General features: G+C 75.0%; 25 protein-coding genes and 1 pseudogene. 3 read left to right on the top strand and 23 right to left on the bottom strand.

All coding sequences use genetic code 11. The features are described 5' to 3' along the window. Positions 1 to 3 precede the first annotated feature (3 nt). Entirely contained in the window at positions 4 to 765 is a 762-nt protein-coding gene (locus tag ACQPX6_RS12510) for a YebC/PmpR family DNA-binding transcriptional regulator (protein WP_433787640.1), read from the bottom strand. A gap of 74 nt (positions 766 to 839) precedes the next feature. Here ACQPX6_RS12510 and ACQPX6_RS12505 point away from each other — a divergent pair. From ACQPX6_RS12505 to ACQPX6_RS12495, 3 genes and pseudogenes are all read left to right on the top strand, one after another. Then, positions 840 to 1,373 (top strand): annotated as a pseudogene (locus tag ACQPX6_RS12505) (PaaI family thioesterase); the annotation flags it as partial. 97 nt (positions 1,374 to 1,470) lie between these two features. Continuing rightward, the gene (locus ACQPX6_RS12500) at positions 1,471 to 2,871 is read left to right on the top strand and encodes a PQQ-dependent sugar dehydrogenase (protein WP_433787639.1); all 1,401 of its coding nucleotides are present in this window, start codon (positions 1,471 to 1,473) and stop codon (positions 2,869 to 2,871) included. Positions 2,872 to 2,939: 68 nt separating this feature from the next. Then, the gene (locus tag ACQPX6_RS12495; protein WP_433787638.1) at positions 2,940 to 3,416 is read left to right on the top strand and encodes an SRPBCC family protein; all 477 of its coding nucleotides are present in this window, start codon (positions 2,940 to 2,942) and stop codon (positions 3,414 to 3,416) included. Here ACQPX6_RS12495 and ACQPX6_RS12490 read toward each other — a convergent pair. The 22 genes from ACQPX6_RS12490 to thrS all read right to left on the bottom strand — a co-directional run bounded on the left by ACQPX6_RS12490 (position 3,413) and on the right by thrS (position 26,566). Continuing rightward, positions 3,413 to 3,910, bottom strand: a complete 498-nt coding sequence (locus ACQPX6_RS12490; protein ID WP_433787637.1) for a winged helix-turn-helix transcriptional regulator — start codon at positions 3,908 to 3,910, stop codon at positions 3,413 to 3,415. The two genes, ACQPX6_RS12495 and ACQPX6_RS12490, sit on opposite strands and share 4 nt — an antisense overlap. Further along, the gene (locus tag ACQPX6_RS12485; protein ID WP_433787636.1) at positions 3,907 to 4,956 is read right to left on the bottom strand and encodes an LLM class flavin-dependent oxidoreductase; all 1,050 of its coding nucleotides are present in this window, start codon (positions 4,954 to 4,956) and stop codon (positions 3,907 to 3,909) included. Before ACQPX6_RS12485 ends, ACQPX6_RS12490 begins: the two co-directional genes overlap by 4 nt. A 10-nt stretch (positions 4,957 to 4,966) precedes the next feature. After that, positions 4,967 to 5,476, bottom strand: coding sequence for an SRPBCC family protein (locus tag ACQPX6_RS12480; protein WP_433787635.1), 510 nt, complete (start codon positions 5,474 to 5,476; stop codon positions 4,967 to 4,969). 11 nt (positions 5,477 to 5,487) lie between these two features. Next, complete coding sequence (gene pdxT, locus ACQPX6_RS12475; protein ID WP_433787634.1) at positions 5,488 to 6,123, bottom strand: pyridoxal 5'-phosphate synthase glutaminase subunit PdxT; 636 nt, start codon at positions 6,121 to 6,123, stop codon at positions 5,488 to 5,490. Positions 6,124 to 6,173: 50 nt separating this feature from the next. Continuing rightward, positions 6,174 to 7,547: a DUF222 domain-containing protein gene (locus ACQPX6_RS12470; protein WP_433787633.1), complete on the bottom strand. Its 1,374-nt coding sequence runs from the start codon at positions 7,545 to 7,547 to the stop codon at positions 6,174 to 6,176. Positions 7,548 to 7,837: 290 nt separating this feature from the next. Further along, a complete protein-coding gene (locus tag ACQPX6_RS12465) occupies positions 7,838 to 8,902 on the bottom strand; it encodes a class I mannose-6-phosphate isomerase (protein ID WP_433787632.1) in 1,065 nt (354 codons plus the stop codon). Further along, positions 8,899 to 9,693, bottom strand: a complete 795-nt coding sequence (locus ACQPX6_RS12460) for an SDR family oxidoreductase (RefSeq protein ID WP_433788253.1) — start codon at positions 9,691 to 9,693, stop codon at positions 8,899 to 8,901. Before ACQPX6_RS12460 ends, ACQPX6_RS12465 begins: the two co-directional genes overlap by 4 nt. A 100-nt stretch (positions 9,694 to 9,793) precedes the next feature. Further along, positions 9,794 to 10,216: a hypothetical protein gene (locus ACQPX6_RS12455; protein ID WP_433787631.1), complete on the bottom strand. Its 423-nt coding sequence runs from the start codon at positions 10,214 to 10,216 to the stop codon at positions 9,794 to 9,796. Positions 10,217 to 10,239: 23 nt separating this feature from the next. Continuing rightward, positions 10,240 to 10,707, bottom strand: a complete 468-nt coding sequence (locus ACQPX6_RS12450; protein ID WP_433787630.1) for a hypothetical protein — start codon at positions 10,705 to 10,707, stop codon at positions 10,240 to 10,242. 14 nt (positions 10,708 to 10,721) lie between these two features. Then, positions 10,722 to 11,618: a pyridoxal 5'-phosphate synthase lyase subunit PdxS gene (gene pdxS / locus ACQPX6_RS12445; RefSeq protein WP_433787629.1), complete on the bottom strand. Its 897-nt coding sequence runs from the start codon at positions 11,616 to 11,618 to the stop codon at positions 10,722 to 10,724. Positions 11,619 to 11,707: 89 nt separating this feature from the next. After that, positions 11,708 to 12,760 (bottom strand): NUDIX hydrolase, encoded by a 1,053-nt coding sequence (locus tag ACQPX6_RS12440; protein ID WP_433787628.1) that lies wholly within the window; start codon positions 12,758 to 12,760, stop codon positions 11,708 to 11,710. Further along, complete coding sequence (locus ACQPX6_RS12435; RefSeq protein ID WP_433787627.1) at positions 12,757 to 13,962, bottom strand: glycosyltransferase family 4 protein; 1,206 nt, start codon at positions 13,960 to 13,962, stop codon at positions 12,757 to 12,759. The genes ACQPX6_RS12440 and ACQPX6_RS12435 overlap by 4 nt, the downstream gene beginning before the upstream one ends. 84 nt (positions 13,963 to 14,046) lie before the next feature. Beyond that, positions 14,047 to 15,501, bottom strand: coding sequence for a sugar porter family MFS transporter (locus ACQPX6_RS12430; protein ID WP_433787626.1), 1,455 nt, complete (start codon positions 15,499 to 15,501; stop codon positions 14,047 to 14,049). Next, a complete protein-coding gene (locus ACQPX6_RS12425) occupies positions 15,498 to 16,475 on the bottom strand; it encodes an ROK family glucokinase (RefSeq protein ID WP_433787625.1) in 978 nt (325 codons plus the stop codon). The genes ACQPX6_RS12430 and ACQPX6_RS12425 overlap by 4 nt, the downstream gene beginning before the upstream one ends. Then, on the bottom strand, positions 16,472 to 17,221 hold the full coding sequence (locus tag ACQPX6_RS12420) for an HAD family hydrolase (protein ID WP_433787624.1): 750 nt from the start codon (positions 17,219 to 17,221) through the stop codon (positions 16,472 to 16,474). Before ACQPX6_RS12420 ends, ACQPX6_RS12425 begins: the two co-directional genes overlap by 4 nt. After that, on the bottom strand, positions 17,218 to 19,881 hold the full coding sequence (locus tag ACQPX6_RS12415) for a glycoside hydrolase family 65 protein (RefSeq protein ID WP_433787623.1): 2,664 nt from the start codon (positions 19,879 to 19,881) through the stop codon (positions 17,218 to 17,220). Before ACQPX6_RS12415 ends, ACQPX6_RS12420 begins: the two co-directional genes overlap by 4 nt. A 51-nt stretch (positions 19,882 to 19,932) precedes the next feature. Then, the gene (gene otsB / locus ACQPX6_RS12410) at positions 19,933 to 20,790 is read right to left on the bottom strand and encodes a trehalose-phosphatase (protein ID WP_433787622.1); all 858 of its coding nucleotides are present in this window, start codon (positions 20,788 to 20,790) and stop codon (positions 19,933 to 19,935) included. Positions 20,791 to 21,025: 235 nt separating this feature from the next. Beyond that, positions 21,026 to 22,231 (bottom strand): ROK family transcriptional regulator, encoded by a 1,206-nt coding sequence (locus ACQPX6_RS12405; RefSeq protein WP_433787621.1) that lies wholly within the window; start codon positions 22,229 to 22,231, stop codon positions 21,026 to 21,028. A gap of 78 nt (positions 22,232 to 22,309) precedes the next feature. Further along, complete coding sequence (locus ACQPX6_RS12400; protein WP_433787620.1) at positions 22,310 to 23,245, bottom strand: phosphatidylinositol mannoside acyltransferase; 936 nt, start codon at positions 23,243 to 23,245, stop codon at positions 22,310 to 22,312. Then, positions 23,242 to 23,931, bottom strand: coding sequence for a phosphatidylinositol phosphate synthase (gene pgsA, locus ACQPX6_RS12395; protein ID WP_433787619.1), 690 nt, complete (start codon positions 23,929 to 23,931; stop codon positions 23,242 to 23,244). The genes ACQPX6_RS12400 and pgsA overlap by 4 nt, the downstream gene beginning before the upstream one ends. Further along, positions 23,928 to 24,509, bottom strand: a complete 582-nt coding sequence (locus tag ACQPX6_RS12390) for an HIT family protein (RefSeq protein ID WP_433787618.1) — start codon at positions 24,507 to 24,509, stop codon at positions 23,928 to 23,930. The genes pgsA and ACQPX6_RS12390 overlap by 4 nt, the downstream gene beginning before the upstream one ends. Further along, the gene (thrS, locus tag ACQPX6_RS12385; protein ID WP_433787617.1) at positions 24,509 to 26,566 is read right to left on the bottom strand and encodes a threonine--tRNA ligase; all 2,058 of its coding nucleotides are present in this window, start codon (positions 26,564 to 26,566) and stop codon (positions 24,509 to 24,511) included. Before thrS ends, ACQPX6_RS12390 begins: the two co-directional genes overlap by 1 nt. Between the last annotated feature and the right edge of the window lie 31 nt (positions 26,567 to 26,597).

Genomic DNA, 26,597 nt, shown 5'->3' with positions numbered 1-26,597 from the left:
GCGTCAGCCGACCTCGGCCATGACCTCGTCGGAGGCGTCGAAGTTGGCGTAGACGTTCTGGACGTCGTCGGAGTCCTCGAGCGCGTCGATGATCCGCAGGACCTTGCGGGCGCCGTCGGCGTCCACCTCGACGTTCATCGACGGGACGAACGAGACCTCGGCCGAGTCGTAGTCGATGCCCCCGTCCTGCAGCGAGGTGCGCACCGGCACGAGGTCGGTGGCCTCGCACAGCACCTCGAAGCTCTCGCCGAGGTCGTTGACCTCCTCGGCGCCGGCCTCGAGCACCGCGAGCAGCAGGTCGTCCTCGGCGAGGTCGCCCGAGGACTGCTCCTTGGGGACGATGACGACGCCCTTGCGGTTGAACAGGTACGCCACCGAGCCCGGGTCGGCCATCGCGCCGCCGTTGCGGTTCATCGCCGTGCGGACCTCGCCCGCGGCGCGGTTCTTGTTGTCGGTGAGGCACTCGACGAGCACCGCGACGCCGCCCGGGGCGTAGCCCTCGTAGGTGATCGCCTGGTAGTCGGCCCCGCCGGCCTCGGCGCCCGACCCGCGCTTGACGGCGCGGTCGATGTTGTCGTTGGGCACCGACGTCTTCTTCGCCTTCTGGATGGCGTCGTAGAGCGTCGGGTTGGCGGACGGGTCGCCGCCGCCCGTGCGGGCGGCCACCTCGATGTTCTTGATCAGCTTGGCGAACATCTTGCCGCGCTTCGCGTCGACCACGGCCTTCTTGTGCTTCGTGGTCGCCCACTTGGAGTGGCCGCTCATGGTCTCCCGCCCTTCGGTCTCGCAGCGGTCCACCTTACCGAGAGCCCCCGGCGCGTGCGGGGACGGTACGGTGCTCCCGACGGCTGAGTCCCGTATCGATACCCAGGAGTGGCATGGACGGCACGGCACGCGAGCGCACCCACCAGTGGTCCGACCCCCGGACGCTCGCCGCCGCGGCGACCGGGCAGGACGGCCTGTCGTTCCTGCGGGCCATGGCGGACGGGACGTTGCCGCCGCCCCCGATCATGACGCTGGTGGGCGCCGGGGTGGAGTCGGTCGAGCACGGGCGCGTCGTGTTCGCCCTCGAGCCCGCCGAGTACCACTACAACCCGATCGGCTCGGTCCACGGCGGCATCTACGCGACGCTGCTCGACTCGGCGGCCGGGTGCGCGGTGCACAGCACCCTGGAGGCGGGGGTCGGCTACACGAGCCTCGACCTGTCGGTGAAGTTCCTGCGCCGCCTCACCGCCGACTCCGGCACCAGCCGCGCCACCGGCTACGTCGTGCACGCGGGGCGCACGACCGCCCTGGCCCGCGCCGAGCTCGTCGACGGCGCCGGGCGGCTGGTCGCCGAGGCCACCTCGAGCTGCCTGATCCTGCGCGGCTGAGGGCGGCCGGCCACGGGGGCCGGGAGGCCGACGTCACAGGGGCTGTGGTGGAGTCCGTGGGGACCCGGGCCCGGACACCGTCTCTCGAGAGGCCGCCATGCCTGCGCACCGCCGCGTGATGCACGCCCTGGTCGCCACGGCGACCGCCGCGCTCCTCGCGGCCTGCGGGCAGGCGGCCATCGGCCCCGCGCCCGCCGGCCCCCCGGACCCGGACCGCACGGCGTCGGCCCAGCCCGGCGACGGGCCCGCGCCCGCCGGCGCCGCCACCGAGGGCCTCGTCGAGACGCCCGTGACGGTGCCGCCGGGGATGGGCGCCGAGCCGCTGGACGTCCCGCGCAAGGCGCTCGTGCCCGCGGGCTGGTCGCTGGCGGTGTGGGCCCGGGTGGACGGTGCGCGCCTCGCGGCCTTCGCCCCCGACGGCGCCCTGCTCGTGTCCCGCCCGGGCGCGGGCGAGGTCGTGCGCCTCGTCGCCGGGCCGGGCGGACCGACCTCGACGACGCTGGTCAGCGGCCTGACCCAGCCCCACGGCCTGGCGTTCTCCGGCGACACGCTCTACGTCGCGGAGAGCGACGCGGTGCGCTCCTACCCCTACGAGGGCGGCACGCTCGGCACCCCGACGGCCGTGGTCGAGGACCTGCCCGACGCCCGCAGCCCCGACCTGCGCGGGGCCTACGCGCACGCGCTCAAGAGCGTGGCCGTCGGGCCCGACGGCTCGGTGTACGTGTCGGTGGGCTCCACCGCCAACGTCTCCCCCGCCGACCGCGAGTCGACCCCGCAGCGCGCGGCGATCCTGCGGGTGCCGCCGGGCGGCGGGCCCGCGGAGCCCTTCGCCCGCGGCGTGCGCAACGGCACCGGCCTGGCCGTCGCCCCGGACGGCGCGGTGTGGACCGCGGTGAACAACCGCGACAACATCCCGTTCCCCTACGACCGCCCCTACGGCGAGGACGACGGCTCCGCCCGCGGGCGCGTCGTCCCCGACTACGTCGACGACCACCCGCCGGAGGAGCTCGCCCGCCTCTACCCGGGCCGCGACCTGGGCTGGCCGTACTGCAACCCGGACCCGGACGTGCAGCCCGGCGTGCCCGACAGCGCCCTCGACCCGTCGGACCCGCCGTTCGTGGCCGACGCCGAGACCAACGCCGACGGCCGGGCGCTCGACTGCCGTGCGCTGACCCCGATCGAGCAGACGATGGGCGCGCACTCGGCGCCGCTGGGCCTGGCCTTCGGCGCGCAGCTGCCCGCGCCCTACGGCCAGGGCGCCCTCGTCGGCGTCCACGGCTCGTGGAACCGGCAGACGCCGCGGGCGCCCGAAGTGTCGTTCTACTCGTGGCAGAACGGGGGCCTCGGCGGCCAGCGCACGCTCGTCGGCGGCTTCCAGGCGCCCGACGGGTCGCGCTGGGGCCGGCCGGTCGCGGCGGTACCCGGCCCGGACGGGGCCGTCTACATCACCGACGACGGGGCCGGCGCGGTCTACCGGCTCGCGCCGCCCGGTCGGTAGCACCCAACCGTTTTGACGGTCGGCGTGCCGGGCAGGTGGACGGCGTACCGACTTCTCGGAGGGGACCCATGAGCGACGACCAGATCACCGTCACCCGCACCGTCGAGGCCAAGCCGGAGAAGATCTTCTCCCTGCTCGCCACCCCGGCCCGGCACCACGAGTTCGACGGCGCCGGCATGCTCCAGGGGGTCGAGGGCAACGGCGCGGTCTCCGGCGTCGGCGACCAGTTCGTCATGAACATGCGCAACGACGCCCTCGGCGACTACCAGATGCTCAACACCGTCACCACCTACGAGCAGGACCGCGAGATCGCTTGGGCGCCGCAGCTGCACCCGCTCGACGGCTACACCGACAAGCTCGGCGACGTCCAGGGCAAGGGCCACACCTGGACCTGGAAGCTCGAGCCGGCGGACAACGGCACCGAGGTCACCCAGGTCTACGACTGGAGCCGCGTCGAGGACGAGCAGTTCCGGGGCTTCTTCCCGCTGGTCACCGAGGACCAGATGGCGCAGACGATCGACAAGGTCGCCGACGCCGCGTCCTAGCCTTCCCGGGCTCGGGGGGCCGGACGGGCTCCCGGGCCGGGCGTGGTGCGCATCCGGTCCTCCGCGGCGAGGCGGTGACCGTCCGCGCACTCCGCCACCAGCGCGACCGGCGCCCCGCAGCCGTCGTGGCGCACCACGACGGGCGGGCCGCCGGGGCCGGGCCGGTGGCGGTCGCCCCAGGTCATGAGCGCGAGCAGCACCGGGCGCAGCTCGAGGCAGGCGGCGGTCGGGCGGTACTCGCGACGCGAGCGCCGGCCGGGCTCGCGGTACTCGACGGTCTCGACCAGGCCCGCCTCGGCGAGCACGGCCAGGCGCCGGGAGAGCACGGTGCGGGCGATGCCCAGGTGCGCGACGAGGTCGTCGAAGCGCCGGACGCCGTGGAGCAGGTCGCGCACCACCAGCACCGTCCACGGCTCGCCCAGCACCGCCATCGTCCGCGCGATCGAGCACGTGCCGCTGTCGAGCTCGCGCCAGGGCAGCTCCGACGCGCTCACGGCGCGCCGACCTCGTGCACCAGCTCGATCGCGCGCGCGAGGGTCTCGAGCCGCGCACCGAGGTCGGCGCCCGCGGGGTAGAGCCGCACGGTGGTGATGCCGGCGTCGCGCCAGGCGGCGAGCCGCTCGCGCACCCCGTCCTCGGTGCCGATCAGGGTGGTCGCGGCGACCATCGCGCGCGGGACCGCGGCCGCGGCGTCGTCGCGCCGGCCCGCCTGCCACAGCGCCCGGACCTCGGCCGCGACGTCGGCGAAGCCCTGGCGGGCGTAGGCGTCGTGGTAGAAGTTCCGGCTCGCCGAGCCCATGCCGCCGAGACTGAACGCGAGCCCGGCGCGGCGCTCGTCGAGCATCGCGTCGAGGTCGGCGGGGTCGTCGGCGAAGGCGACCTCGGCGCCCTGGCACAGGTCGAGGTCGGCGAGCGTCCGCCCGCCCGCCGCCGCGCCCTCGGCCATCGGCTCCAGCGACGTCGCGGCGCCCTCGGGGACGAAGCTCGTGCCCAGCCAGCCGTCGGCCACCTCGCCGGTGAGCCGGAGCATGCGCGGCGAGAGGGTCGCGAGGTAGATCGGGACGCGCTCGTCCGCCGCCACCGAGACCCGCATCGGGCGCGCCTCGCCGCCGGGCAGCGGCAGCACGACGTGGCGGCCCTCGTAGCGCACCTTCTCCCCCGCCATGACCGCCCGGACGACCTCGACGGTCTCGCGCATGCGGCCCAGGGGGTGGGCGAACGGCACGCCGTGCAGGCCCTCGAGGACCTGCGGCCCGGAGCTGCCGAGGCCGAGCAGGAAGCGGCCCTGCGACATCTCCTGCAGCGTCAGCGCGGTCTGGGCGATGAGGGCGGGCGAGCGCGTGCCGACCTGCACCACGCCCGAGCCGAGCAGCAGCCGCTCGGTGCGCGCCGCGAGGTAGCCGAGCGGCGACGGCGCGTCGGAGCCCCAGGCCTCGGCCACCCAGCACACGTCGAGGCCGAGGCGCTCGGCCTCGACGACGAAGTCGACCGTCTCGCCCCAGGGCGCTCCCGAGGCCTCGATGGTGGTCGCGGTGCGCATCAGCTCTGCTTCACGACTCCGCGCGCTCCTTGATCCCGGCGAGCGTGCGCTCGATGCCCTGCTGGAACTCGCGCAGCCGGTGGGCGACGATGCGCTCCTCCTTGTCGGGCATCCGCTCGATGACCTCGGTCAGGTTCGACGGGCCGGGGCCGAGCTGCGCCCACTGCCGCAGCTCGGTGCCGCCCTCGGTGGGCGTGAGCGTGAAGCGCCAGCGCGCGGACGGGTTCGCGGGGTCCATGACCGCCCAGCCGAAGGCCCGCTCCTCGTCGCACTCGACGATCTCCGAGACGGTCTCCCACTCCCCTCCCTGCGGGTGGGCGTTGCGGCCGCGGAAGCGGTGGCCGACCGCCGGCGGGGTGCCGTCCGCGGGGCCCTCGGGGGCCGGCAGCCACTGCGCCTCCTGCAGCTCGTCGGAGGTCTCGGCGACGAGCTCGATGTCGCGGACCAGCGGCCACACCCGGTCGGGGGGCGCGGCGACGTGGACGGCGGCCTCGACGGTGGGGCGGTCGGCGTAGCGCACGACCCGGCACCCTAGCCGGGGCTGGGTGCGCCCGCGAGACCCAGAGCGCGCACGCGCTGCAGGAACAGGTCGTGCAGGCGGGCGTCGCCGGTCTGCTCGGGGTGGAACGCCGTCGCCATCACCGCGCCCTGGCGCACGGCGACGACCTTGCCCGACGCCGGCCCCCGCACCGAGCCCGGCACGCGCGCCAGCACCTCGACCCCGCGACCCACCGACTCGACCCACGGGGCGCGGATGAACACCGCGCGCACCGGGCCCCCGTGCACGCCGGTGACCGCGAGGTCGGCCTCGAACGACTGCACCTGCCGGCCGAACGCGTTGCGGCGCACGGTGATGTCGAGGGCGCCGAGCTGGTGCTGGTCGGGACGCGCGTCGACGGCCTCGCGCGCCAGCAGGATCATGCCCGCGCACGACCCGAACGCCGGCATGCCCGCGCGCAGGCGCTCGCGCAGCGGCTCGAGCAGCTCGACGGCCTCGAGCAGTTTCGACAGCGTCGTCGACTCGCCGCCGGGCAGCACGAGCCCGGCGACCTCGGCCAGCTCGGACGGGCGGCGCACCGGGCGGGCGTCGGCGCCGCAGGCGCGCAGGGCGTCGAGGTGCTCGGGGACGTTGCCCTGCAGGGCCAGGACGCCGACGGGTGCGCTCACGTCTCCAGTGTAGGAACCGCGGCCGGGGCCGCCGGGGGCGTGGTGACGGCTCACGCGGCGGCGCTGCGCAGGTCGGCGAGGTGGGCGTCGGCGGTGTCGGGGTCAGTGTCGGGGTCGAGGTGGGGGTCGAGGTGGGGGTCGCGTTCCCAGGGTGGTGGTTCGAGCTCGGGTGAGCGGACCCACCAGCGGTGCCCGGACGGGGAGGTCCACAGGACCACCGGGGTCTGTCCGCCGTCGGGGTCGGGGGCGAGGGCGGCGGTCCAGTCGCCGAGGGTCTTGATGCGGTGGTGGCGCCGGCAGCAGGGCCGCAGGTTGCCCTCGCGGGTGCGGCCCGCGCCGCCGCGGCCGTCAGGGTGGCCGTGGTCGTAGGGCACGACATGGTCCAGATCGCAGCGCGCGGCGGGCATCCGGCACCCCGGGGCCGCGCAGGTCAGGTCGCGGGAGCGCACGAGCTCCTGCATCGCCGCGGGTGGCCGGTAGCGGTGGGCGTCGAGGTGGGTGGCGGTGCCGGTGACCGGGTCGGTGAGCAGCCGCCGCCACGTGGCGTCGGGGTCGGCGGCCAGCCGGCGGGCCAGCACCGCGGGGATCGGGCCGTGGCCCTCGAGCTCCGCGGGCCGCTGCGAGAGCCCGGCCAGCACGTCCCACCCGATCGTCACCCGCACCTCGGTGCGCACCGGCGAGACGGCCCCGTCGCGCAACCCGCGCTGCGGGTCGCGCCCGGGCGCCGGAGTGCCGGCCTGGTCCGCGCTGGACTCTTCGGCGGGGTCCTCGGCGGCGTCGCCGGCGGGGTTGGTCGAGTTGGTCTCGCTGTCCTGGGCCCTGCAGCAGCAGCCGTCACCGCAGTCGCCGGCGACGCGGGCGGTGGCGCTGTCGAGGATGGCGTCGCGGGCCACGTCCAAGCGCTTCTGCCCCAGGGTCCGCACCTCGCCCTCCGGGGGGTCACCCGCCGCCCGGGCCAGCGCGTCGACCACCGCGAACACCCCGCGGGCCTGATCGGCGGGCATCCGCATCTGGATGACCCCGGTCGCGCCGTCGTCGTCCGACCAGTACCGCAACTCCCGACCGCGGCGCGCCTGCTCCGGGCGGCGGCGCACCGCGTCCGGGTCGATCCGCGCCAACAGCCGGCGCACCGTCTCCCGCAGCTGCGTCGGGGTGCGGTCCCGCGGCGGCCGCGACCACAACGCCGCGTCCAGCGCCCGCGCGGTCTCCGCCGAGCACTGCTCGGTCTGCTCGATCACCACCCGCGCGTGCGACAGCGAGATCCGGCCCGCCTCCAGCGCCGCCAACGTGCCCGGCAGCCGCTCGAGCAGCAACGCCGCCTGGTGGATCCGCACCTCGCCGGTGCGCGGCGCGACCCGGGCCAGGGCGGCGACCTCCATCGCCACCTCCTGCGCGGCCAGCTCCCCGCGCCCCTCCCCGCGCACCCGGCCCTGCCGGGCCTGCAGGTACTCCGCGGTCTCCCGGTAGAGCCGCGCGCTCGCCCACGCGACCAGCGCCTCCCACCCGGCCAGCCGCTCCGCGGCGTCGAACCCCTGGTCGTCGACCAGATCGACCGGCTCCGAACCCTCCAGCGCGGCGGCCAGCTCCGGGCCCGGCAGCCACTGCGACCACGACAGCGCAGCAGGCGCGACCGGCGCCGCCTCCGCCCACCAGCTGTCGAACGTGTGTTCGATACTACCAGCCCGACAAGGCCCTGAACAGCAGGTTCATCGCCTCACCCCTCGAGCCCCGCCCCCAGCCCCGCGATCACATCCGCCCCGTACCCCGCCGCCAGCAGCGGCGCCCGGACGTCGCGTTCGAGGTCCGGCAGGTACCCCGCGAGCACGTCGGCGGGGCCGTCGATCTCCACCCACCCCAGCGCCGCCGGCAGCAGCACCGTCGTCGCCCGCCCCAGCACCTCCTCGTGCCCCGGGGTCCGCAACCGCACCGGCGCGCCCACGTTCGACAGGACCGTCGCGGTCTCGACCCCCAACCGCGCCGTCCCCGCCGCCCGCCACCGTTCGAGCGCGAAGTACGGGCCCGCGGTCAGGACGGTGCGGGTCACGCCGTCCTCGACGTCCACGGCCAGCCCCGGCCGGAACTCCGGGCGGGGCGCGGGGTCCCACTCGGCGAGCAGCAGGTCGACGTTGGCCTCCTGCTCCCCGCGCGGCACGGCTGAGCCGTCCTCCATGCGCCAGGGCATCGCGTGCTGCACGACGTCGGAGGTCTGCTCGATCTCGTAGACCAGCGTGTCCGGGCCGAAGCTGTGCAGCGTCCCGCCCGGCACGTAGATCGTCTCCCCCGCCCGCACCGGCAGCCGGCGCATCACCGCGTCGAAGTCGCCGGCCAGCAGCGCCGCGCGCAGCCGGTCGGCGTCGACGCCGGGGCGGGTGCCGCACAGCGCCGTGGCGCCCGGCGCCGCCTCGAGCACGTGCCACGCCTCGGTCTTGCCGGTGGCCGTGCCCTCGAGGCGCTGGGCCGTGGCGTCGTCGGCGTGGAGGTGGACCGGCAGCATCCCGGCGGCGTCGATGTACTTCGTCAGCACCGGGAACGCGTCGCCGCGCCAGCCGCGCCCGACGAGCTCGTCGGGGTGCTCCAGGGTCAGGTAGTGCAGCGACGTCCCCGCCCACGGGCCCGCGGCGACCACCGACGCCATGCCCTCGACGTCGCTGACCTCCCACGTCTCGGCCACGCGGCCCTCGGGCAGGCCCTCACGGCCCAGGCGCTCGGCGATCGCCCGCCCACCGAACACGTGGCTCGCGACCGGCGCCGTGAGGTGCAGGGGCGCCCAGGTGGTCACAGGATCGGGATCCCGCCCGTGACCGCGATGCGCGCGCCGGAGACGTAGCTGGCCTCGTCGGAGGCGAGCATGACGTACACGGGCGCGAGCTCGGCCGGCTGGCCCGCACGGCCCAGCGGGGTCTCCTGGCCGAAGACCTCGACGTCCTCCGCGGGCATCGTGGCCGGGATCAGCGGGGTCCAGATCGGGCCGGGCGCCACGCTGTTGGCGCGGATGCCGCGCTCGCCGTACTGGCGGGCCAGGGCCGCGGTGAAGTTCGCGATGCCCGCCTTCGTGGCGTCGTAGGCGATGAGCCCGGGCGGCGGGTTGTCGGAGTTCACCGACGTCGTGTTGATGATCGACCCGCCCGGCCCCATGTGCGGCAGCGCCGCCTTCGTGACGTGGAAGAGCGCGTCGAGGTTCACCGCGATCGTGCGGTCCCACTCCTCGTCGGGCACGTCCTCGAGGCTGGGCCGCACCATCTGGAACGCGGCGTTGTTGACCAGCACGTCGATGCGCCCGAACTCCTCGACGGTGCGGGCGACGAGGTCGCGGCACGCCTGGGGGTCGCTGAGGTCGCCGGGGACCCGCAGCGCGCGCCGCCCGGCCTCGGTGACGAGGCGCTCGACGTCCTTGCCGTCGGCCTCCTCGACGGGCAGGTGACCGAACGCGACGTCGGCCCCCTCGCGGGCGAACGCGATCGCGACGGCCCGCCCGATGCCGCTGTCGCCGCCGGTGAGCAGCGCGACCTTGCCCTCGAGGCGGCCGGAGCCGCGGTAGCTGTCCTCGCCGCAGTCGGCCGGCGGGGTCATCTGCGCCTCGAAGCCGGGGTGCTCCTGCTGGTGCCCGCTCACGGGGCCTCCTCTGGTGCTCGGGTGCGGAACACCAGGGGGTCACCGATCCCCGGCCCGACTATCCCCCCGAGCCGCCCGGGTCGCCGTAGCGGGCGCGGTACTCGCCGAGGTGCTGGGAGGCGCACATGCGCTCCTCCTGCTGGCCCTGGGCCTGGGCCATGCACTCGTCGAGGGTCAGGCCCTCGCCGAACGTGCCGATGCCGAGCAGGCCCGGCACCACGAGCCAGGCGCCGACGATCAGCCCGACCAGCCCGAGCACGAAGCCGCCCAGGGACGCGGCGCCGTTGCGCTGCGGGTCGTGGAACGCGCGGCGCGCCCCGACGAAGCCGACGACCAGCGCGACGAGGCCGAGCCCGACGCCCGGCCAGCCGAGCCAGCACGTGCCCACGGCGAGGATGCCGGCGGCCAGCGCGACCGTGCCCAGTCCCCCGCGACGCTCGCGGTCGCGCGTCTCGACACCCGCTCGGGAGGCTCTGGTCATGGCAGGGATCGTGCCACCGGCCGCTACTCGGCGGCGCCCGGGTAGCGCTGGTTGAACTCGGTGAGGTGCTGGGACTTGCACATGTGCATCTCGCGGGCCGTCGTCGACTGCGCCATGCACTGGTCGAGGGTCAGCCCGTCGCCGAAGCCGCCGGTGCCGAACAGCGTCGGCCACACGATCACGGCGCCGACGACCAGCCCCACCAGCCCGGCGACGAGGCCGCCGAGCGAGGCGGCGCCGTCCGTGGCGAGGTTGCGGAACGCCCGGCGCGCGCCGAGGTAGCCGGCGACGACCGCGGGCAGGCCGAGCACGACGCCCGCCCACCCGGTCCAGCACGTGGCCGCGGCGAGCAGCCCGAGCACCAGCGCGGGCGTGCCCATGCCGTTGCGCTGGGCGGGCTCCTCGACGAGCTCGGGCTCCCGCGCGGCCCGTGGCCGGGCGGGGCCGACGGCGCGCATCGTCTCGGTGTCGGCCTCGTCCGGCGTGGTCATCGGTCGGTGTCCCGTCACCAGCCGCGGGTCGCGAGGCGCTCGTGGTCGGGCATGTCCGCGGTGGTGCGCCCGACCATGGCCTCCCCGAGGCCCGCCGACACCTTGGCGATGACGTCCGGGTCGTCGTGGAAGGTCGTGGCCCGCACGATCGCCTCCGCGCGCCGGGCCGGGTCGCCCGACTTGAAGATGCCCGAGCCCACGAACACGCCCTCGGCGCCGAGCTGCATCATCATCGCGGCGTCGGCGGGGGTCGCGATGCCGCCGGCGGTGAACAGCACCACGGGCAGGCGGCCGGACTCGGCCACCTCCTGCACCAGCGCCACCGGCGCGCGCAGCTCCTTGGCCGCGGCGTAGAGCTCCTGCGGGTCCATCCGCGACAGCGCGCGGATCTCCGAGCGGATCGCGCGCATGTGCCGCGTCGCCTCGACGACGTTGCCCGTGCCGGCCTCGCCCTTCGAGCGGATCATCGCCGCGCCCTCGCCGAGGCGGCGCAGGGCCTCGCCGAGGTTGGTCGCCCCGCAGACGAAGGGGACGGTGAACGCCCACTTGTCGATGTGGTGCGCCTCGTCGGCCGGGGTGAGCACCTCGGACTCGTCGACGTAGTCGACGCCGAGCGACTGCAGCACCTGGGCCTCGACGAAGTGGCCGATGCGGGCCTTGGCCATCACCGGGATGGAGACGGCGTCGACGATGCCGCGCACCATGTCCGGGTCGGACATGCGGGCCACGCCGCCGTCGGCGCGGATGTCGGCGGGCACGCGCTCGAGGGCCATGACGGCGACGGCGCCGGCGTCCTCGGCGATCCTCGCCTGCTCCGGCGTGACCACGTCCATGATCACGCCGCCCTTGAGCATGTCGGCGAGGCCGCGCTTGACCCCTCCGGTGCCGGTGGTGGTGGCGGACTCGGTCACGGTGATCCTCCGAACGGGACGACGACGTCGTCGCCCGATGGTACGGACGTGCGGCGGGCCCGGCCCGTGACGTCGTGCACGGCCGGGGTCTAGTGGATCGCCAGCGGGACCGGGCCGGGCTCGAGGGCCGACGGGTCGGCGAGCAGGCCCGGGAGCTGGTGGGGGTGCACGACGTCGAGGGTCACGGCCAGCTCGGCGGGGGTCCACCAGCGGTGCCCGCGCACCGTGCGCGCCTCGTGCTCGGTGAAGCCGCTGGTGTCGATGTCGCCGGTCGGCACGGCGACGGCGTGGAAGAGCTCGCGGCCGGCATAGGTCACGCCGTCGGCCTCGAAGACGACCTCGCGCACCCACAGCGGCCCCCGGACCTGCGCGGGGTCGACGGCCAGCCCGGTCTCCTCGGCGAGGGTGCGGGCGGCCGCGACCCGTGGCTCCTCCCCCGGTGCGACGCCGCCGCCCGGGGCGAACCAGAACGTCTCGGCGGGACGGGCGGGGTCGACGCCCTCGAAGAGCAGCACCCGCCCGTCGCCGTCGACGACGACCACGCGCACCGCGTCCTGCGCCGCCCCCAGCGCGGCGGGGAAGCCGGGCAGGGCGTCGGGGCCGGGCTCGGCGATCTCGAAGTAGCGGGGCATCGGGGCGCTGCCCGCGAGGTGCAGCCAGCGCACCATCCGGCGCCCGCGCAGCGCCCGGGTGTCGCGCACCGCGTCGTTGTGGACGCGGCGGGCCACCGAGACGCGGGCGTGGGCGTCGGCGAGCTCGGCGGCGAGGTCGGCGGGCAGCGCCGCGGTGTCGAGGCGGGCGAGCACGCGGGTCAGATCGTTCTCGGCGGCCTCGCGCTCGGCGTCGAGCACGCCGTCGCCGGCGGAGCGCGTCGCCCCCACCGCGCGGGCCGCCGTGCGCAGGGCGCGGCGGTCGGCGTCGTCGAGCGCGACCGGGCCGGCCGTCGCGGCGATCGCCCGGACGACGGCGGCGCGCCGGTCCAGCACGGCCGCGAGGCCCGCGGCCGCGGCGTCGGTGCGCACGTGCAGGCGGTCGAGGCGGCGGGCCCGCGCCACCAGCACGCCGGCGGTCACGGCGACGAGCAGCAGGACGACGACGGCGACGAGCACCACCAGCACACCGCCGGCCCCGAGGAGGGTCACGGCGAGGACGGTAGTTCGCCGCCCGCGCCCGGCGGCGCCGGGGCACCGGCCTGCTCCACCTGGTCGCGCCGCCCGGGGCGGACACCCCGCGGGTCGGCGGCGACGGCCACCTCGTAGACCCGCAGCACCGCCGCCGCGACCACCGACCAGTCGAACGCCGCGACGCGGGCCCGCCCGGCGGCGCGCAGGGCGTCGCGGCGGGCGGGGTCGTCGAGCAGGGCACCGATCGCGGCCCCCCAGGCCGGCGCGTCCCCGGACGGCACGGCGACCCCGGCCGGTGGGTCCCCGAGCACGCGGCGGAACGCGTCGATGTCGCTGGCCACCACCGGGGCGCCCGCGGCCATGCCCTCGGCCAGCACGACGCCGAAGCTCTCCCCGCCGGAGTTCGGGGTGGCCAGCAGGTCGATCGACGCCAGCACCGAGGCCTTCGTCGGCCCGTCGACGGCGCCGAGCAGCTCGATCCGGTCGGCGAGCACCGGGCCCGCCTCGCGGCGCAGCTCGTCGGCGTCCCCCCGGCCGACGACGAGCAGGCGCAGGTCGGGGCGCCGCTCGGCGAGCGGGCGCAGCGCCTCGAGCAGCAGGGGCATGCCCTTGCGGGGCTCGGTGTAGCGCCCGACGAAGCCGACGGTCGCCCCGTCGCCGTGGTGGGGGTGCCCCGGCAGCGGCGCGGCGTCGGCGAAGGCCGCGACGTCGACGCCGTTGGGGATCTCGACGGCGTCCCCGCCGAGGTGCTCGACGTAGACCTGGCGCGCCAGCGGCGAGACCGCGATGCGCGCGGTGACCCGCTCGAGCATCGGGCGCAGGAGGGGCTCGAAGAAGGTCATGGTCCGCGAGCGCGGCGTGGAGGTGTGGAACGTGGCCACCACCGGGCCCTCGGCCACCACGAGCGCGAGCATCGACAGGCTCGGCGCCGTGGGCTCGTGGACGTGCAGGACGTCGAACCCGCCCTCGTGCAGCCACCGCCGCACCCGCGCGAGCGAGACCGGCCCGAACGTCAGCCGGGCAACCGAGCCGTTGTAGGGGATGCCGACCGCGCGCCCCGCCCGCGTCACGAAGTCGGGGACCGGGGTGTCGTCGCCCGCGGGCGCGAGGACGTCGACGTGGTGGCCGAGACCGGTCAGGGCCCGCGCCAGGTCGAGGACGTGGGCCTGGACCCCGCCGGCCACGTCCAGCGAGTAAGGACACACGATCCCGATGCGCATGGCGGGGGCGAGCGTACTGGGCGGGGTGTGAGTGCTCGCCCGTGCCGGGGCACGGGCGAGCACTCACGAGCGCGAAGCGCCGACTCACTGCGGGGCGAGCATCTCCTCCAGCTCCTTGCCCTTGGTCTCCTGCACGTACTTGCTCACGAACAGGAAGGACAGGAGGGCGAAGAGCGCGTACAGCCCGTAGGCCAGCGTCAGGCCGACGTCGGCGAGGGACTGGAACGTGACCGTGATGAGGAAGTTCGCGATCCACTGCGCGGCGGCGGCCACGGACAGCGCGGCGGCACGCAGCCAGTTCGGGAACATCTCACCGAGCAGCACCCAGACCACCGGTCCCCACGAGACCGCGAACGCGACCACGTAGAGGTTCGCCGCGACCAGCGCGATCGGGCCCCAGGGGCCGGGCAGGCTCGGCTCCTCGGAGCCGTCCGCGCCGACGGTGACGATGGCCTGCGAGAACGCGATCGCCATGATCCCCAGCGTCACGACCATGCCGGCCGACCCGCCGAGCAGCATCGGCTTCCGGCCGACCCGGTCGACGATGAGGATGGCGACGACCGTCGCGAGCACGTTGACCAGCGAGTTGATGACCGACGCGAGGAACGAGTCGCTCTCGGAGAACCCGACGGCCTGCCACAGCGTCGTCGAGTAGTAGAAGATCACGTTGATGCCGACGAACTGCTGGAAGACCGACAGCAGGATGCCGACCCAGACGATCGGGCGCAGGCCCGCCGCGTGCCCGCGCAGGTCGCGCAGGCTGGGCTTCTCCTCGCGCTCCAGCGTCACCGCGATCTCGCGGACCTTGGCCTGGACCGAGTCGACCGGCTGTCCCAGGACCTGCGCGAGGACCCGGCCCGCCTCCTCCATCCTCCCCTTGGCCACGAGGTAGCGCGGCGACTCCGGGATGCGCAGGGCGAGGATCGCGTAGATCGCCGACGGGATGATGCCGACGAGGAACATCCAGCGCCACGCCTCGAGGCCCAGCCAGAACGTGTTCGCCGCGCCGCCGGCGACGCCCGCGAGCAGGGCGTCGGAGAGCAGGGCGACGAAGATGCCGAGCACGATGGCCATCTGCTGCAGCGACGCGAGCCGGCCGCGGATGTGGGCGGGCGCGATCTCGGCGATGTAGGCGGGGGCGATCACCGAGGCGATGCCGATGCCGACGCCGGCGAGGATGCGCCAGATGATGAGGTCCCAGACGGCGAACGCCAGACCGGACCCGATCGAGCTGATCGCGAACAGCGCGGCCGCGATGAGCATGACCCGGACGCGGCCGTAGCGGTCGGCGGCGGGGCCGGCGAACCACGCGCCGACGGCCGACCCGAGCAGGGCGCAGGCCACCGCGAAGCCGGACAGCAGCGGGCTGTCCTGGAGGCCGAACTGGTCGTTGAGGGCGTCGACGGCACCGTTGATGACGCTGGAGTCGAAGCCGAAGAGGAAGCCGCCGACGGCGGCGACGATGGAGATGAGGATCGCCTTGGCGGTCGTCTTCTCCCGTGAGCCGGGCGTACCCGGCCCGGTTGCTGGACTGGTCATCGGTCACTCCCCGGGACGGCGCTGTCGTACTTCGTGCGGGCGAGGTCGGCGGCGCCGACCATCCCTGATTCCCAACCCAGCTCCGCGAGCCGCACCTCCGCCACGGGCCGGTGCCCCCGGCCCGTGAGGTTGGCGCGGAACACGTTCTCCACCCGCTCGCGCAGCACCTCGCCCGCGGCGGACACCCCCCCGCCGATGACGAACAGCGACGGGTCGAGCACGGCCGCGAGCTGGGCGAGGCCCAGCCCGATCCATCGACCGATCTCGTCGAAGCAGTGCAGGGCGCCCACGTCGCCCTCCTGGGCGTTCGCGGTCACCATCTCCCCGGTGATCGCCTCCGGGTCCCCGCCGGCCGCGGCCAGCAGGCCCGACGCGAACGCCGGCGAGTGCCGGGCGATCTCCCGGGCCTCGGTGACCAGCGCCCGGCCGGAGCCGTACTGCTCCCAGCAGCCCTGCAGGCCGCAGCCGCAGCGCCGCCCGTAGGGCACCATCGTCACGTGGCCGATCTCGGCGGCCACGCCGTACCCGCCGCGCAGCAGCCGGCCGTTGGTGACCAGGCCGCCGCCGATGCCGGTGCCGACGGTGATGGCCACCAGGTCGTCGTGGTCGCGCCCGGCGCCGAACCGCGACTCGGCCCACGCCACCGCGTTGGCGTCGTTCTCGACCACCACCGGGAGCCCGAGCCGCGACGTCAGCTCGCCCCCGAGGTCCTCGTCGCGCCACGCGAGGTTGGGCGCGAACATGACCTTGGCCCGGCCCGCGTCCACGAACCCCGCGGCGCCGATGCCGACGGCCACGACCCGGTGGGCGACCTGCAGCTCGCGCACCGCGTCGCCGATGGCCTCGAGCACCATGGCCGTGTCGGTGGCGGGCGTCTCGCGGCGGGTCGAGGCGATGAGCTTGCCGTCCTCGTCGACGACGCCGGCGCCGATCTTGGTGCCGCCGACGTCCACGCCGACGGTCAGGTCGCTCATGACTTGGTCACCAGTTCACCCCGCCCGAGCGCGGCGAGGTCGATCTCGCCCATGTCGGTGACGACGACGTCGGCCCCCTCGGCGGCGAGCGCGTCGACGTCGTCGGCCCGCGAGACCCCGAGCGCGGAGAAGCCGCCGGCCTTCGCCGCCTGGATGCCGTTGACGGCGTCCTCGGCCACGAACGCGGCCGAGGGCTCGACGCCGAGCTCGCTCGCGGCCGTCAGGAAGATCTCCGGGTGCGGCTTGCCCTGGGCGAAGTCGCGGCCGGAGACGTCGACGTCGAAGACCTGGTGCAGGTTGCCGGTGCCGCCGAAGCGGGTCAGGTCGATCTTCTCGAGGAACATCCTGGCGTTCTTCGACGAGGACGCGGCCGCGACCGGGATGCCCGCGTCGCGGACGGCCAGCACGAAGCGCACGGCGTCGTCGTAGGCCGAGAACCGGCCCTCCGAGATCAGCCGGATGATCATCTCCTGCTTGTGCTCGCCGTACTCCTGCACGCGCCGGTCGATGTCGGGCACGCCGAAGTACTCGAGCGCCGCGGTGGCGCCGGCCTTGCGCGGCTTGCCCGACATGCGCTCGTGGTAGACCGCCGAGGTGAACTTCTCCGGCGAGTAGCTCGTCTGGCCGGCGATGTCGGCCCAGGGGCCCTCCATGAGCTCGCGCAGCGACTCGCGCCACGCCTCCTCGTGCGGGGAGTCGACCAGGACACCGTCCACGTCGAAGATCGCTCCGGTGAAGCCGCTCATGCGCCGTTCCCTCCGTGGTCGTGGCCCTGCGATCCGTCGTGGGCACCCTCGGGCCCGGCCGTGCCGCCGGCCGTGCCGCCGGCCGTGACCGCGTCCGCGGACCGGCGGGCGCCGGACGGCACGATCCGGCCGGTGCGGTCCAGCGGCACGGTCCACTCCTGGCCGGCGCCGAGCTCGCGGACCTCGTCGGCGAGCCCGATGCGCACCGGGTGGCTGAAGCCCTCGGACTGCACGGCGACGGTCAGCTCGCCGCCGGAGACCGAGACGCGCAGCGTCGTGCCCTGGAACACCAGCGAGAGCGCGAGCCCGTCGAGGCGCAGGGTCAGCCGCGGCGCGAAGGTGAGCACGCCGTCGCGGGCACCGGCGCCGAGGTAGGCCCGCTGCAGGAGGTCGAGGGTCCCCGACATGACCCCCATGTGGATGCCCTCCTTGGTGGTGCCGCCCTGCACGTCGCCGATGTCGGACTCGACGGCGACGAGGAAGCGCTCCCAGGAGCTCTCGGGGTCGATGCCGGCGAGCACCGCGGCGTGCGCGACGAGCGAGAGCGTCGACCCGTGCGAGGTCCGCCGGTCGTAGTAGGCGATGGTGCGCCGCGCGAGCTCCTCGTCCTGGGCGATCTCGTCGTAGCCCAGCCGGGAGAAGATCTCCCGTAGCTCGTCGTCGCCGAACAGGAAGAACAGCATGACCGCGTCCGCCTGCTTGGCGAGCTTGTAGCGGTCGGGGTCCTCGCCCTCGGCCTTGAGGATGCGGTCCATCCGCTGGATGTTCGTGTGCTTGGCCCGGTAGCCGTCCCAGTCGAGCTCGTCGAGGGCCTCGTAGCCCTCGAACTGCGTGATCACCGGGTGCCCGTCGTCGTCGCGGTGCGTCGGCACCACCATCGAGGTGCACATCTCCGACCAGCGCGCGATCTCGTCGTCGGTGATGCCGAGGCGGCTGCGCAGGGCGCGGCGGCGGCTCTTGGGCAGCAGCGCGAGCACCTTGGGCGCGGTCGAGCAGATCCACGCCACCATGACGTTGGTGTAGGCGTTGTTGCGCAGCCCGCCCTCGGTGGCGCCGGGGTAGCGCTCGTGGAACTCGTCGGGCCCCATCACGCCGTGGATCTCCCAGCGGCCCGTGTTCGGGTTCTTGTGCGCGATCGAGGCCCAGAACCGGGCGATCTCGAGCATGAGCTCGGCGCCGTAGTCGCGCAGGAACTCCAGGTCGTCGGTGGCCTGGTAGTACTGCCAGACGTTGTAGAAGATCGCGGCGTTGACGTGGCGCTGGTTGTGCGAGTGGTCGGGGTCCCACTGGCCCGAGAGCGGGTTGAGGTGGACGACCTGCGTCTCCTCCGTGCCGTCGCTGCCCGACTGCCAGGGGAACATCGCGCCCTTGTAGCCCGCCTCCTCGGCCGCCGCGCGGGCCTCGGCGAGACGCCGGTAGCGGTACATCAGCAGGCCCCGGGTGATCTCGGGGAGCCGGTAGTTGAGGAATGGGTAGACATAGAGCTCGTCCCAGAACACGTGCCCGCGGTAGGCCTCGCCGTTGAGCCCGCGGGCCGGGACGCCGGCGTCGTGGCGGGCGGTGTGGCGCGAGCAGACCTGCAGGACGTGCGCCATGTGGAAGCGCAGCAGCAGCTGGATCTGCGGCTCGTGGGGCACCTCGAGGTCGCAGACGTCCCAGTACTCGTCCCAGGCGTCGACGTGCTCGGCGAGGCAGCCGGCGAAGTCCGGGTACCGCTCCACGTGCCGGCCGGCGGCGGTGAGCGTCTCGGTGATCGCGTTGTCGTGGCTGGTGAAGAACGCGACGATCTTCTCGACCCGCACGGTCTCGCCCTCGGTGATGTCGAGGTCGAGCACCTGCTGCACGTAGTCGTTCATCTGGTGGAGCGTGCGGGCCGGCTCGACCTGCTCCCAGCCGCGACCCCGGCCCCGGTAGACCCGCGTGCGGGCGGCCTCGGAGACGTAGAGGTTCGACTGCCGCGTGCGGACCTTGAGCGCGATGATCTCGGGCCCGAACGTCCGCGGGGTGACGGGGTCGAGGTGGCGGCCCTCGAGGTCGCGGTAGCGCGCCACCATGTCGTTGTCGACGCGGCCGTCGATCGCGGAGACGATCCCGACCCGGCCCGACCAGTTCTCTGCGGTGAGCGTCCACTCCATCGCGGCCTGGTGGCTGTGCGCCATGGAGACGAAGCGGCGGCTGCGCAGCGTCGTCTCGCGGCCCTGGCGGTCGCGGAAGCGGAACTCGCGGCCCACGGTCGCGGTGCGGATGTCGTAGGTGTGGCGGTACTCGAGCACCTCGACGTTGTCGAGGCGGACCGCGTCCTCGCCCTCGATGCGCACCTTGAGGACCAGCCAGTTCGGCAGGTTGACCAGGTCCTCGTTGAGCACCGGGCGCCCGCCGAGGATGGTCGTCTCGCGGTTGTAGGCGCCGTGGGCGTAGGTGCCGGCGTAGTGCGTCGGCGCGTCAGTGTCCTCCCACTCCGCGGCACCGCGGGTGCAGAAGTAGCCGTTGCCGGTGCTGGTCAGCGCCTCGCGCAGGCCCTCGTCGTCGGGCTCGAAGCCGCTCCAGACGAGGGTGGTGCCGTCGGCGACGGCGCCGCCGGGCAGCGCCTCGGGCGTCGCCGGGGCGGTGGCGCCGCCGGTCGTGGTGCTGGGGGTCTGGTCTTCGGTCGTCGTCGTCACGGACGTCTCCGTACTGCGGGAGCGGGCGGCGGGGTCGTCGGACTCATGCGGTCAGCGCGCCAGGGCGTCGAGGAAGCGGCCGACCTCGTCGACGGTGGCCAGGACCGCCGTCGCCGAGGTCTCCCGGTCGGGCGCGTCCGCCGGGTCGATCACGAGGATGCCCAGCCCGGGCTCCCGGTGATCACCGTCCCGTCCGCGCGTGGCGAGGGCGCGGAAGGCGTCCTCGTCGGTGATGTCGTCGCCGAGGTAGATCGGGACGGTGGGCCGGCCGTCGGGGCCGGGGCGGTCGAGGTCGAGCACCCCGACGAGGTGCTCGACGGCCTTGCCCTTGTTCCAGTCGATCTTCGGCTGGATCTCGTGGACGAACTTGCCCGGCGTCACCCGCAGCTGCCCGGTGTGCTCGCCGAGGACGGCCTCGACCAGCTCCGCGACCCGGGGCCGGTCGGCGTCGGCGACGTGGCGGTCGTGCAGGGCGACCGAGGCGTGCTTGGGCTCCACCTGCGTGCCCTCGATCTCCGCGGCGCCCGTGCGCACCCGCTCGGTGACCTCGGCGACGAGGTCCTCCCAGCCGCGGGAGGCCTCGTGCTCGATGACCCCCCGGGCGGGGTCGTGGATGTCGAAGCCGTGGCTGCCGGCGATGACGAGGTCGTCGAGGCCCATCAGCTCGGCGACGACCGTGCGGTCGCGCCCCGAGACGACGCACACCGGGCAGCGGGCGGCCAGCGCGCGCACGATCTCGCGCATCTCCGGGGTCATGATCGCGTCCTCGGGTCGCGGCACGATCGGGCTGAGCACGCCGTCGTAGTCGAGGAACACCGCCGGACGTCGTCCCCGCAGCCTCTCGGACACCTCGGGGGCGTCGAGCGCGTGCGGCAACCGGTCCGCCGGAGCGGTCGGGGGGACGGTCACCAGGGCCTCCGCGGAGATCGGGCTGCATCGTCGGGGCGCCGCGTCATGTGATGCGAGCCACAGGCTAGGTCCGCGCGCACACGCCGTCAACGGATGAACACAGCGCCGTGATCTTGGCGGACGGGTGGCCCGCGCGCCAGGTGGGCGGCACCAGTCCGTGGCGACGGGGCCGGAACGCCGCGGGCGCTGGACCGAGCGGGTGCGCGGGGGTGCGCGGACGGGGGCCTGCGGGGTCCTACAGCGTGACCGCGCACCGCTCGAGCGCGAGCGCGAGCGCCCCGAGGACGGGCGCGTGCTCGGCGAGCTCGGCGGTGACGACCTCGGCGGTGCGCGTGGTGCCGGGCACCGCGGCGGCCGCGAGCGCCGCGTGCAGCGGATCGAGCAGCAGCGCGCCCGCGTGTGCGAGCTCGCCGCCGACCACGATGCGCCGCGGCGTGAGCACCGTGGCGAGCCCGGCGATCGCCACCCCCACGTGGTGCCCGGTGTCGGCGAGCACGCGGCGCGCCGGAGCGTCTCCCTCGTGGGCGCGGGCCACGACGTCGGCGATCGTCAGCGGGGTACCGAGCAGCGGCTCGAGCACCGCGATGACCGTGCGGGCCGAGACCACCGTCTCGAGGCACCCGCGGTGCCCGCAGCGGCAGACGGCGGCGAAGCGGTCGCCGGGATCGACGGCCACGTGGCCGATCTCGCCGGCGGTGCCGTCCGGGCCGCGGTAGAGGCGTCCGCCCAGCACCAGGCCCGCTCCGACACCGTCGGAGAGCTTGAGGAACAGGCCGTCGTCCACCCCGCGCAGCGCGCCCCAGCGCTGCTCGGCGAGCGTCCCGAGCGTGGCGTCGTTGTCCACCCAGCTGGGCACGCCGAGGTGCTCGGCGACCCGCCCGGCGACCGGCACGCCGACCCACCCGGGCAGCACCCCCGACGCGCCGACGGCCCCGGTGGCGAGGTCCAGCGGGGCGGGCAGGCCGACCACCGCTCCGCGCAGCGCGGCCCGCCGCGTGCCGGTCCGGTGGAGCACCTCGTCGAGCAGGCGCGAGGCGGTGGCGAGCCCGTCGGCCACGCCGTGGGCGTCGGGCAGGTCGGCGCGGACCTCGGCCGTCTCCGGCGGCGCGGGGTGCCCGGAGGCGCCGGCGGCGTCGGCGACGTCGGCCAGGGCGACGCGGACGTGGCGGTGGCCGAAGTCGATCCCGGCGACCACGCCGGTACGGCGAACGAGGCGCACGGCCCGCACGCGGCGCCCGGCGCGCACCTCGTCGACCGCCTCCACCCGGGCGGCCGCGGCGAGGTCGCGGACGATGTTGGACACGGTCGCGGGCGCGAGGCCCGTGACCGCGGCGATCTCCGCCTGGGTGGGCGCGCCCCCGCCGCGCACCGCCTCCAGCACCCGCCGGCGGTTGGCGTCGCGCAGCCCGGCGGGCGACCCGGGCCGCGACACCGTGTTCACGCGATGAACTCTAGCGCGCCCGCGTGTGCTCTGCGTCACGTCATGGGGCGTTCATCGGCGCCGACGGGCGTCGGGGCCTCAGTCCTCGTCGATCCAGATGCGCTGGAGCATGTGCCAGTCGGTGGGGTGCTCGGCGATGTCGGCGGCGAAGTGGTCGGCGATCCGCTGGGTCGCTGCCGGCACCGCGGCGCGGTCGGGCACCGGGACCGGCGGGTGGATGCGGAACCCCCACCCCTCCCCCGCGACCGGGTCGTCGGTGAACCACAGCCCCACGGGCAACAGGGCCGCGCCGGTGGTCGCCGCGAGCGACGCCGGGCCGGGGGGCATCGAGGCCCGCCCGCCGAAGAACGTCACGGGCACCCCGTGCGCCGACAGGTCCCGGTCGGCCACGAGGCACACCACCCGCCCCGCGCGCAGCGCCCGCAGCAGCCCGCGCACCGGGTGCTCGCCGCCGGTCATCGGCAGGATCTCGAAGCCCAGTGACTCGCGGTAGGCCACGAAGCGCTCGTAGAGCGACTCGGGCCGCAGCCGCTCGGCCACCGTCGTGAAGCGTCCCGAATGCGCGACGAGCCAGAGCCCGGCGATGTCCCAGTTCCCGGAGTGGGGCAGCGCCACGACCGCCCCGCGCCCGCTCGCGAGCGCCGCGTCGAGGTGCTCCTGGCCCTCGACCAGCGGGTCCAGGCGGCGGGCCAGCTCCGCGTGGTCCATCCCAGGCAGCCGGAACGCCTCGCGCCAGTAGCGCGCGTAGGAGCGCAGGCCGGCGGCGGTCAGCGCGTCGAGCTCGGCCTCGTCGGCGTCGGGGCGGACGCGGGCGAGGTTGGCGCGCAGGCGCCGCGTGCCGCGCCCGCCGCGCCGGGCGGCGAGGTCGGCGCCGTGGGCGAAGGCCCACCGCGCCACCCGTTCCGGGAGCGCGCGCACGACCCGCCAGCCCGCCGCGTAGCCCAGGGCGGCGGCCCGCTCGCCGGGCGACGAGGCGCCCTCGGTGACCGGGGCGGGGGTCACCACGTCCGTCACGCCGAGGCCCCCGGTCCGTCGGTGGGCCGCTCGACAGTCTGGTCGGCGGACGCCCGCCCCGGCGTGTGCCCGGTGGCCGCGCCGTACTGCTCGCGCGCGCTGTGCCACACCGCCACGACCCGCTGCCCGACCGTGATCACCGAGCCGACCGCGAGCAACCCCAGCGCGATGTCCAGGGCGTACGGCACGCCGAGCCCGACGAGGCCGACGCCCAGCAGCCCGAGGATCAGCCGCTCCGCGCGCTCGACGAGCCCGCCGTCGGCGCGCAGCCCGGCCTCGCCCGCGCGCGCTTTGATGTAGGAGATCAGCTGGCCGGTGACCAGGCACGTCAGCGCCAGCCCGACCAGCAGCCAGAGCTCCCGCTCGGCCGCCCACCACGTGATGCCGGCGAACACCGCGCCGTCGACGAGCCGGTCGCACACCGAGTCGAGCACCCCGCCGAACGGGCTCTTCACCCCCCGCGCGCGGGCCATGGCGCCGTCGACGACGTCGAGCATGGCCAGCACCGCGACGACGATGGCCCCCGCGACGAGGTGGTCGGTGGGGATCAGCCACAGCGCGGCACCGGTGGAGAGCGCGGTGCCGGTCACCGTGACCGCGTCGGGGTGCACGCCGCGGCGCACCAGCCACGCCGCGGCGGGCTCGACGCCGCCCTTGAGGGCGGCGCGGGCCCACTCGTTGATCACGCCGCGTCCCCCGCCCCGGGAGCCGGCCACGCCGCCGCCAGGCTCGCGCGGGTCTCGGCCAGCAGCTGTGGGATGACCTTGGTCTGCCCGATCACCGTGATGAAGTTGGCGTCGCCGCCCCAGCGGGGCACGACGTGCTGGTGCAGGTGGTCGGCCAGCGACCCGCCGGCCACGTGCCCGAGGTTGATGCCGACGTTGTAGCCGTGCGGGGACGCGACCGCGCGCAGCGCCCGCACCGCCTGCTGCGTCACCGCCATCAGCTCGGCGGACTCCTCGGTGTCGAGCTCGTCGAGCCCGGCGACGTGCCGGTAGGGCACGACCATGAGGTGGCCCGGGTTGTACGGGTGCAGGTTGAGCACCGCGTAGACCCGGGTCCCGCGGTGCAGCACCAGACCCTCGTCGTCGCCGAGCGTCGGGATGCGGCACAGGGGGCAGCCGCCGCCGTCGACCTGGCCGGTGCCGGTCTCCCCCGCGATGTAGGCCATGCGGTGCGGCGCCCACAGCCGGCGGAACCCGTCGGGCGTTCCGGCGCCCCACAGCTCGTCGAGCTCGCCCGGGTGGTCGGCCTGCTCCGCCATCAGGGCGCGAACAGGTCCGCGTCGGGCGAGGCGTTCTCCCGGCGCCGCACCCAGTCGACCAGCGCCGTGACGGCGTCGTCCACCGGCACCCCGTTGCGCTGCGACCCGTCCCGGAAGCGGAACGACACGGCGCCGGCGTCGGCGTCCTTGCCGCCCGCGAGCATCAGGAACGGCACCTTCTGCAGGGTGTGGTTGCGGATCTTCTTCTGCATGCGGTCGTCGGAGTCGTCGACGTCGACCCGCAGGCCGTGGCCCCGCAGCCGCGCGGCGATGTCGCGCACGTAGTCGGCCTGGTCGCCCGAGACGGGGATGCCCACCACCTGCACCGGCGCGAGCCAGGCCGGGAACGCGCCGGCGTAGTGCTCGGTGAGCACGCCGAAGAAGCGCTCGATCGACCCGAACAGCGCGCGGTGGATCATCACGGGCCGCTGCCGCGAGCCGTCGGCCGCCGTGTACTCCAGGTCGAAGCGGTCCGGGAGCATGAGGTCGACCTGGATGGTCGACATCTGCCAGGTGCGCCCGATGGCGTCCTTGGCCTGCACCGAGATCTTCGGCGCGTAGAACGCGGCGCCGCCCGGGTCGAGCACGAGGTCGAGCCCGGCGCCCTCGGCCACCTCGCGCAGGACCTCGGTGGCCTCGTCCCACGCCTCGTCCGACCCGATCGACTTCTCGGGGTTGCGGGTGGAGAGCTCCAGGTAGAAGTCGTCGAGGCCGTAGTCGCGCAGCAGGTCGAGCACGAACTGCAGCAGCGAGCGGATCTCGTCGCGCATCTGCTCGCGCGTGCAGTAGATGTGCGCGTCGTCCTGGGTGAAGCCCCGCGCCCGGGTCAGGCCGTGCACCACGCCCGACTTCTCGTACCGGTAGACCGTGCCGAACTCGAACAGGCGCAGCGGCAGCTCGCGGTAGGACCGCCCGCGCGCCCGGTAGATCAGGTTGTGCATCGGGCAGTTCATCGGCTTGAGGTAGTAGTCGATCCCCTGGCGCTTGACCTCGCCGTCCTCGCCGTACTCGGCGTCGAGGTGCATCGCCGGGAACATGCCCTCGCGGTACCAGTCGAGGTGACCCGAGGTCTGGAACAGGTCGCCCTTGGTGGCGTGCGGGGTGTTGACGAACTCGTAGCCGGCCTCGGCGTGGCGCTGGCGGCTGTAGTCCTCCAGCTCCTTGCGGATGATCCCGCCCTTGGGGTGGAACACCGCGAGCCCGGAGCCGATCTCGTCCGGGAAGCTGAACAGGTCGAGCTCGCTGCCCAGGCGGCGGTGGTCGCGGCGCTCGGCCTCGGCGACCCGCTCCAGGTAGGCGTCCTGGGCCTCCTGGCTCTCCCACGCCGTGCCGTAGATGCGCTGGAGCTGGGCGTTGCGCTGGTCGCCGCGCCAGTAGGCCGCGGCCGAGCGCAGGACCTTGAACGCCGGGATGTAGCCGGTGGTCGGGATGTGCGGGCCGCGGCAGAGGTCGCCCCACACCCGCTCGCCGGTGTGGGCGTGGACGTTGTCGTACGCCGTGAGGTCGCCGGCGCCGACCTCCATGATCTCGGAGTCGTCGTCCGCGGTGGTGCCCTTGAGGTCCACCAGCTCGAGCTTGAACGGCTCGCCGGCCAGCTCCTCGCGGGCGGCGTCCAGCGAGGCGTACTCGCGGCGCACGAAGCGCTGCTTCCCCTTGACGATCTTGCGCATCGCCTTCTCGAGGGCCTCGAGGTCCTCGGGGGTGAACGGCCGGTCGACGGCGAAGTCGTAGTAGAAGCCGTCGGTGACCGGCGGGCCGATGCCGAGCTTGGCCTCGGGGAAGAGCTGCTGCACCGCCTGGGCCAGCACGTGCGCCGCCGAGTGGCGGATCACGGCGCGGCCGTCGTCGGTGTCGGCGGGGACCGGCGCGACGTCGACGTCCTCGTCCGGCGTCCACGCCAGGTCCTTGAGCACGCCGTCGGGGGCGCGCACGACGACGACCGCCTGCGGGCCGGACGACGGCAGCCCCGCGTCGCGGACCGCCTGCCCCGCGGTGGTGCCCGCCGTCACCCGCACGCTGTCGGCGACGGTGGGGAGGGGCAAGGGCGGCGAGGACACGGGTGGACTCCGGGATCGCGGGCGGTGGTCG

This window comes from Actinomycetospora sp. CA-101289 (genome assembly GCF_050955895.1).
Classification (GTDB): domain Bacteria; phylum Actinomycetota; class Actinomycetes; order Mycobacteriales; family Pseudonocardiaceae; genus Actinomycetospora.
Note: the sequence above shows the minus strand (reverse complement) of the source record. Positions and strands in the feature narration are given on the sequence as shown.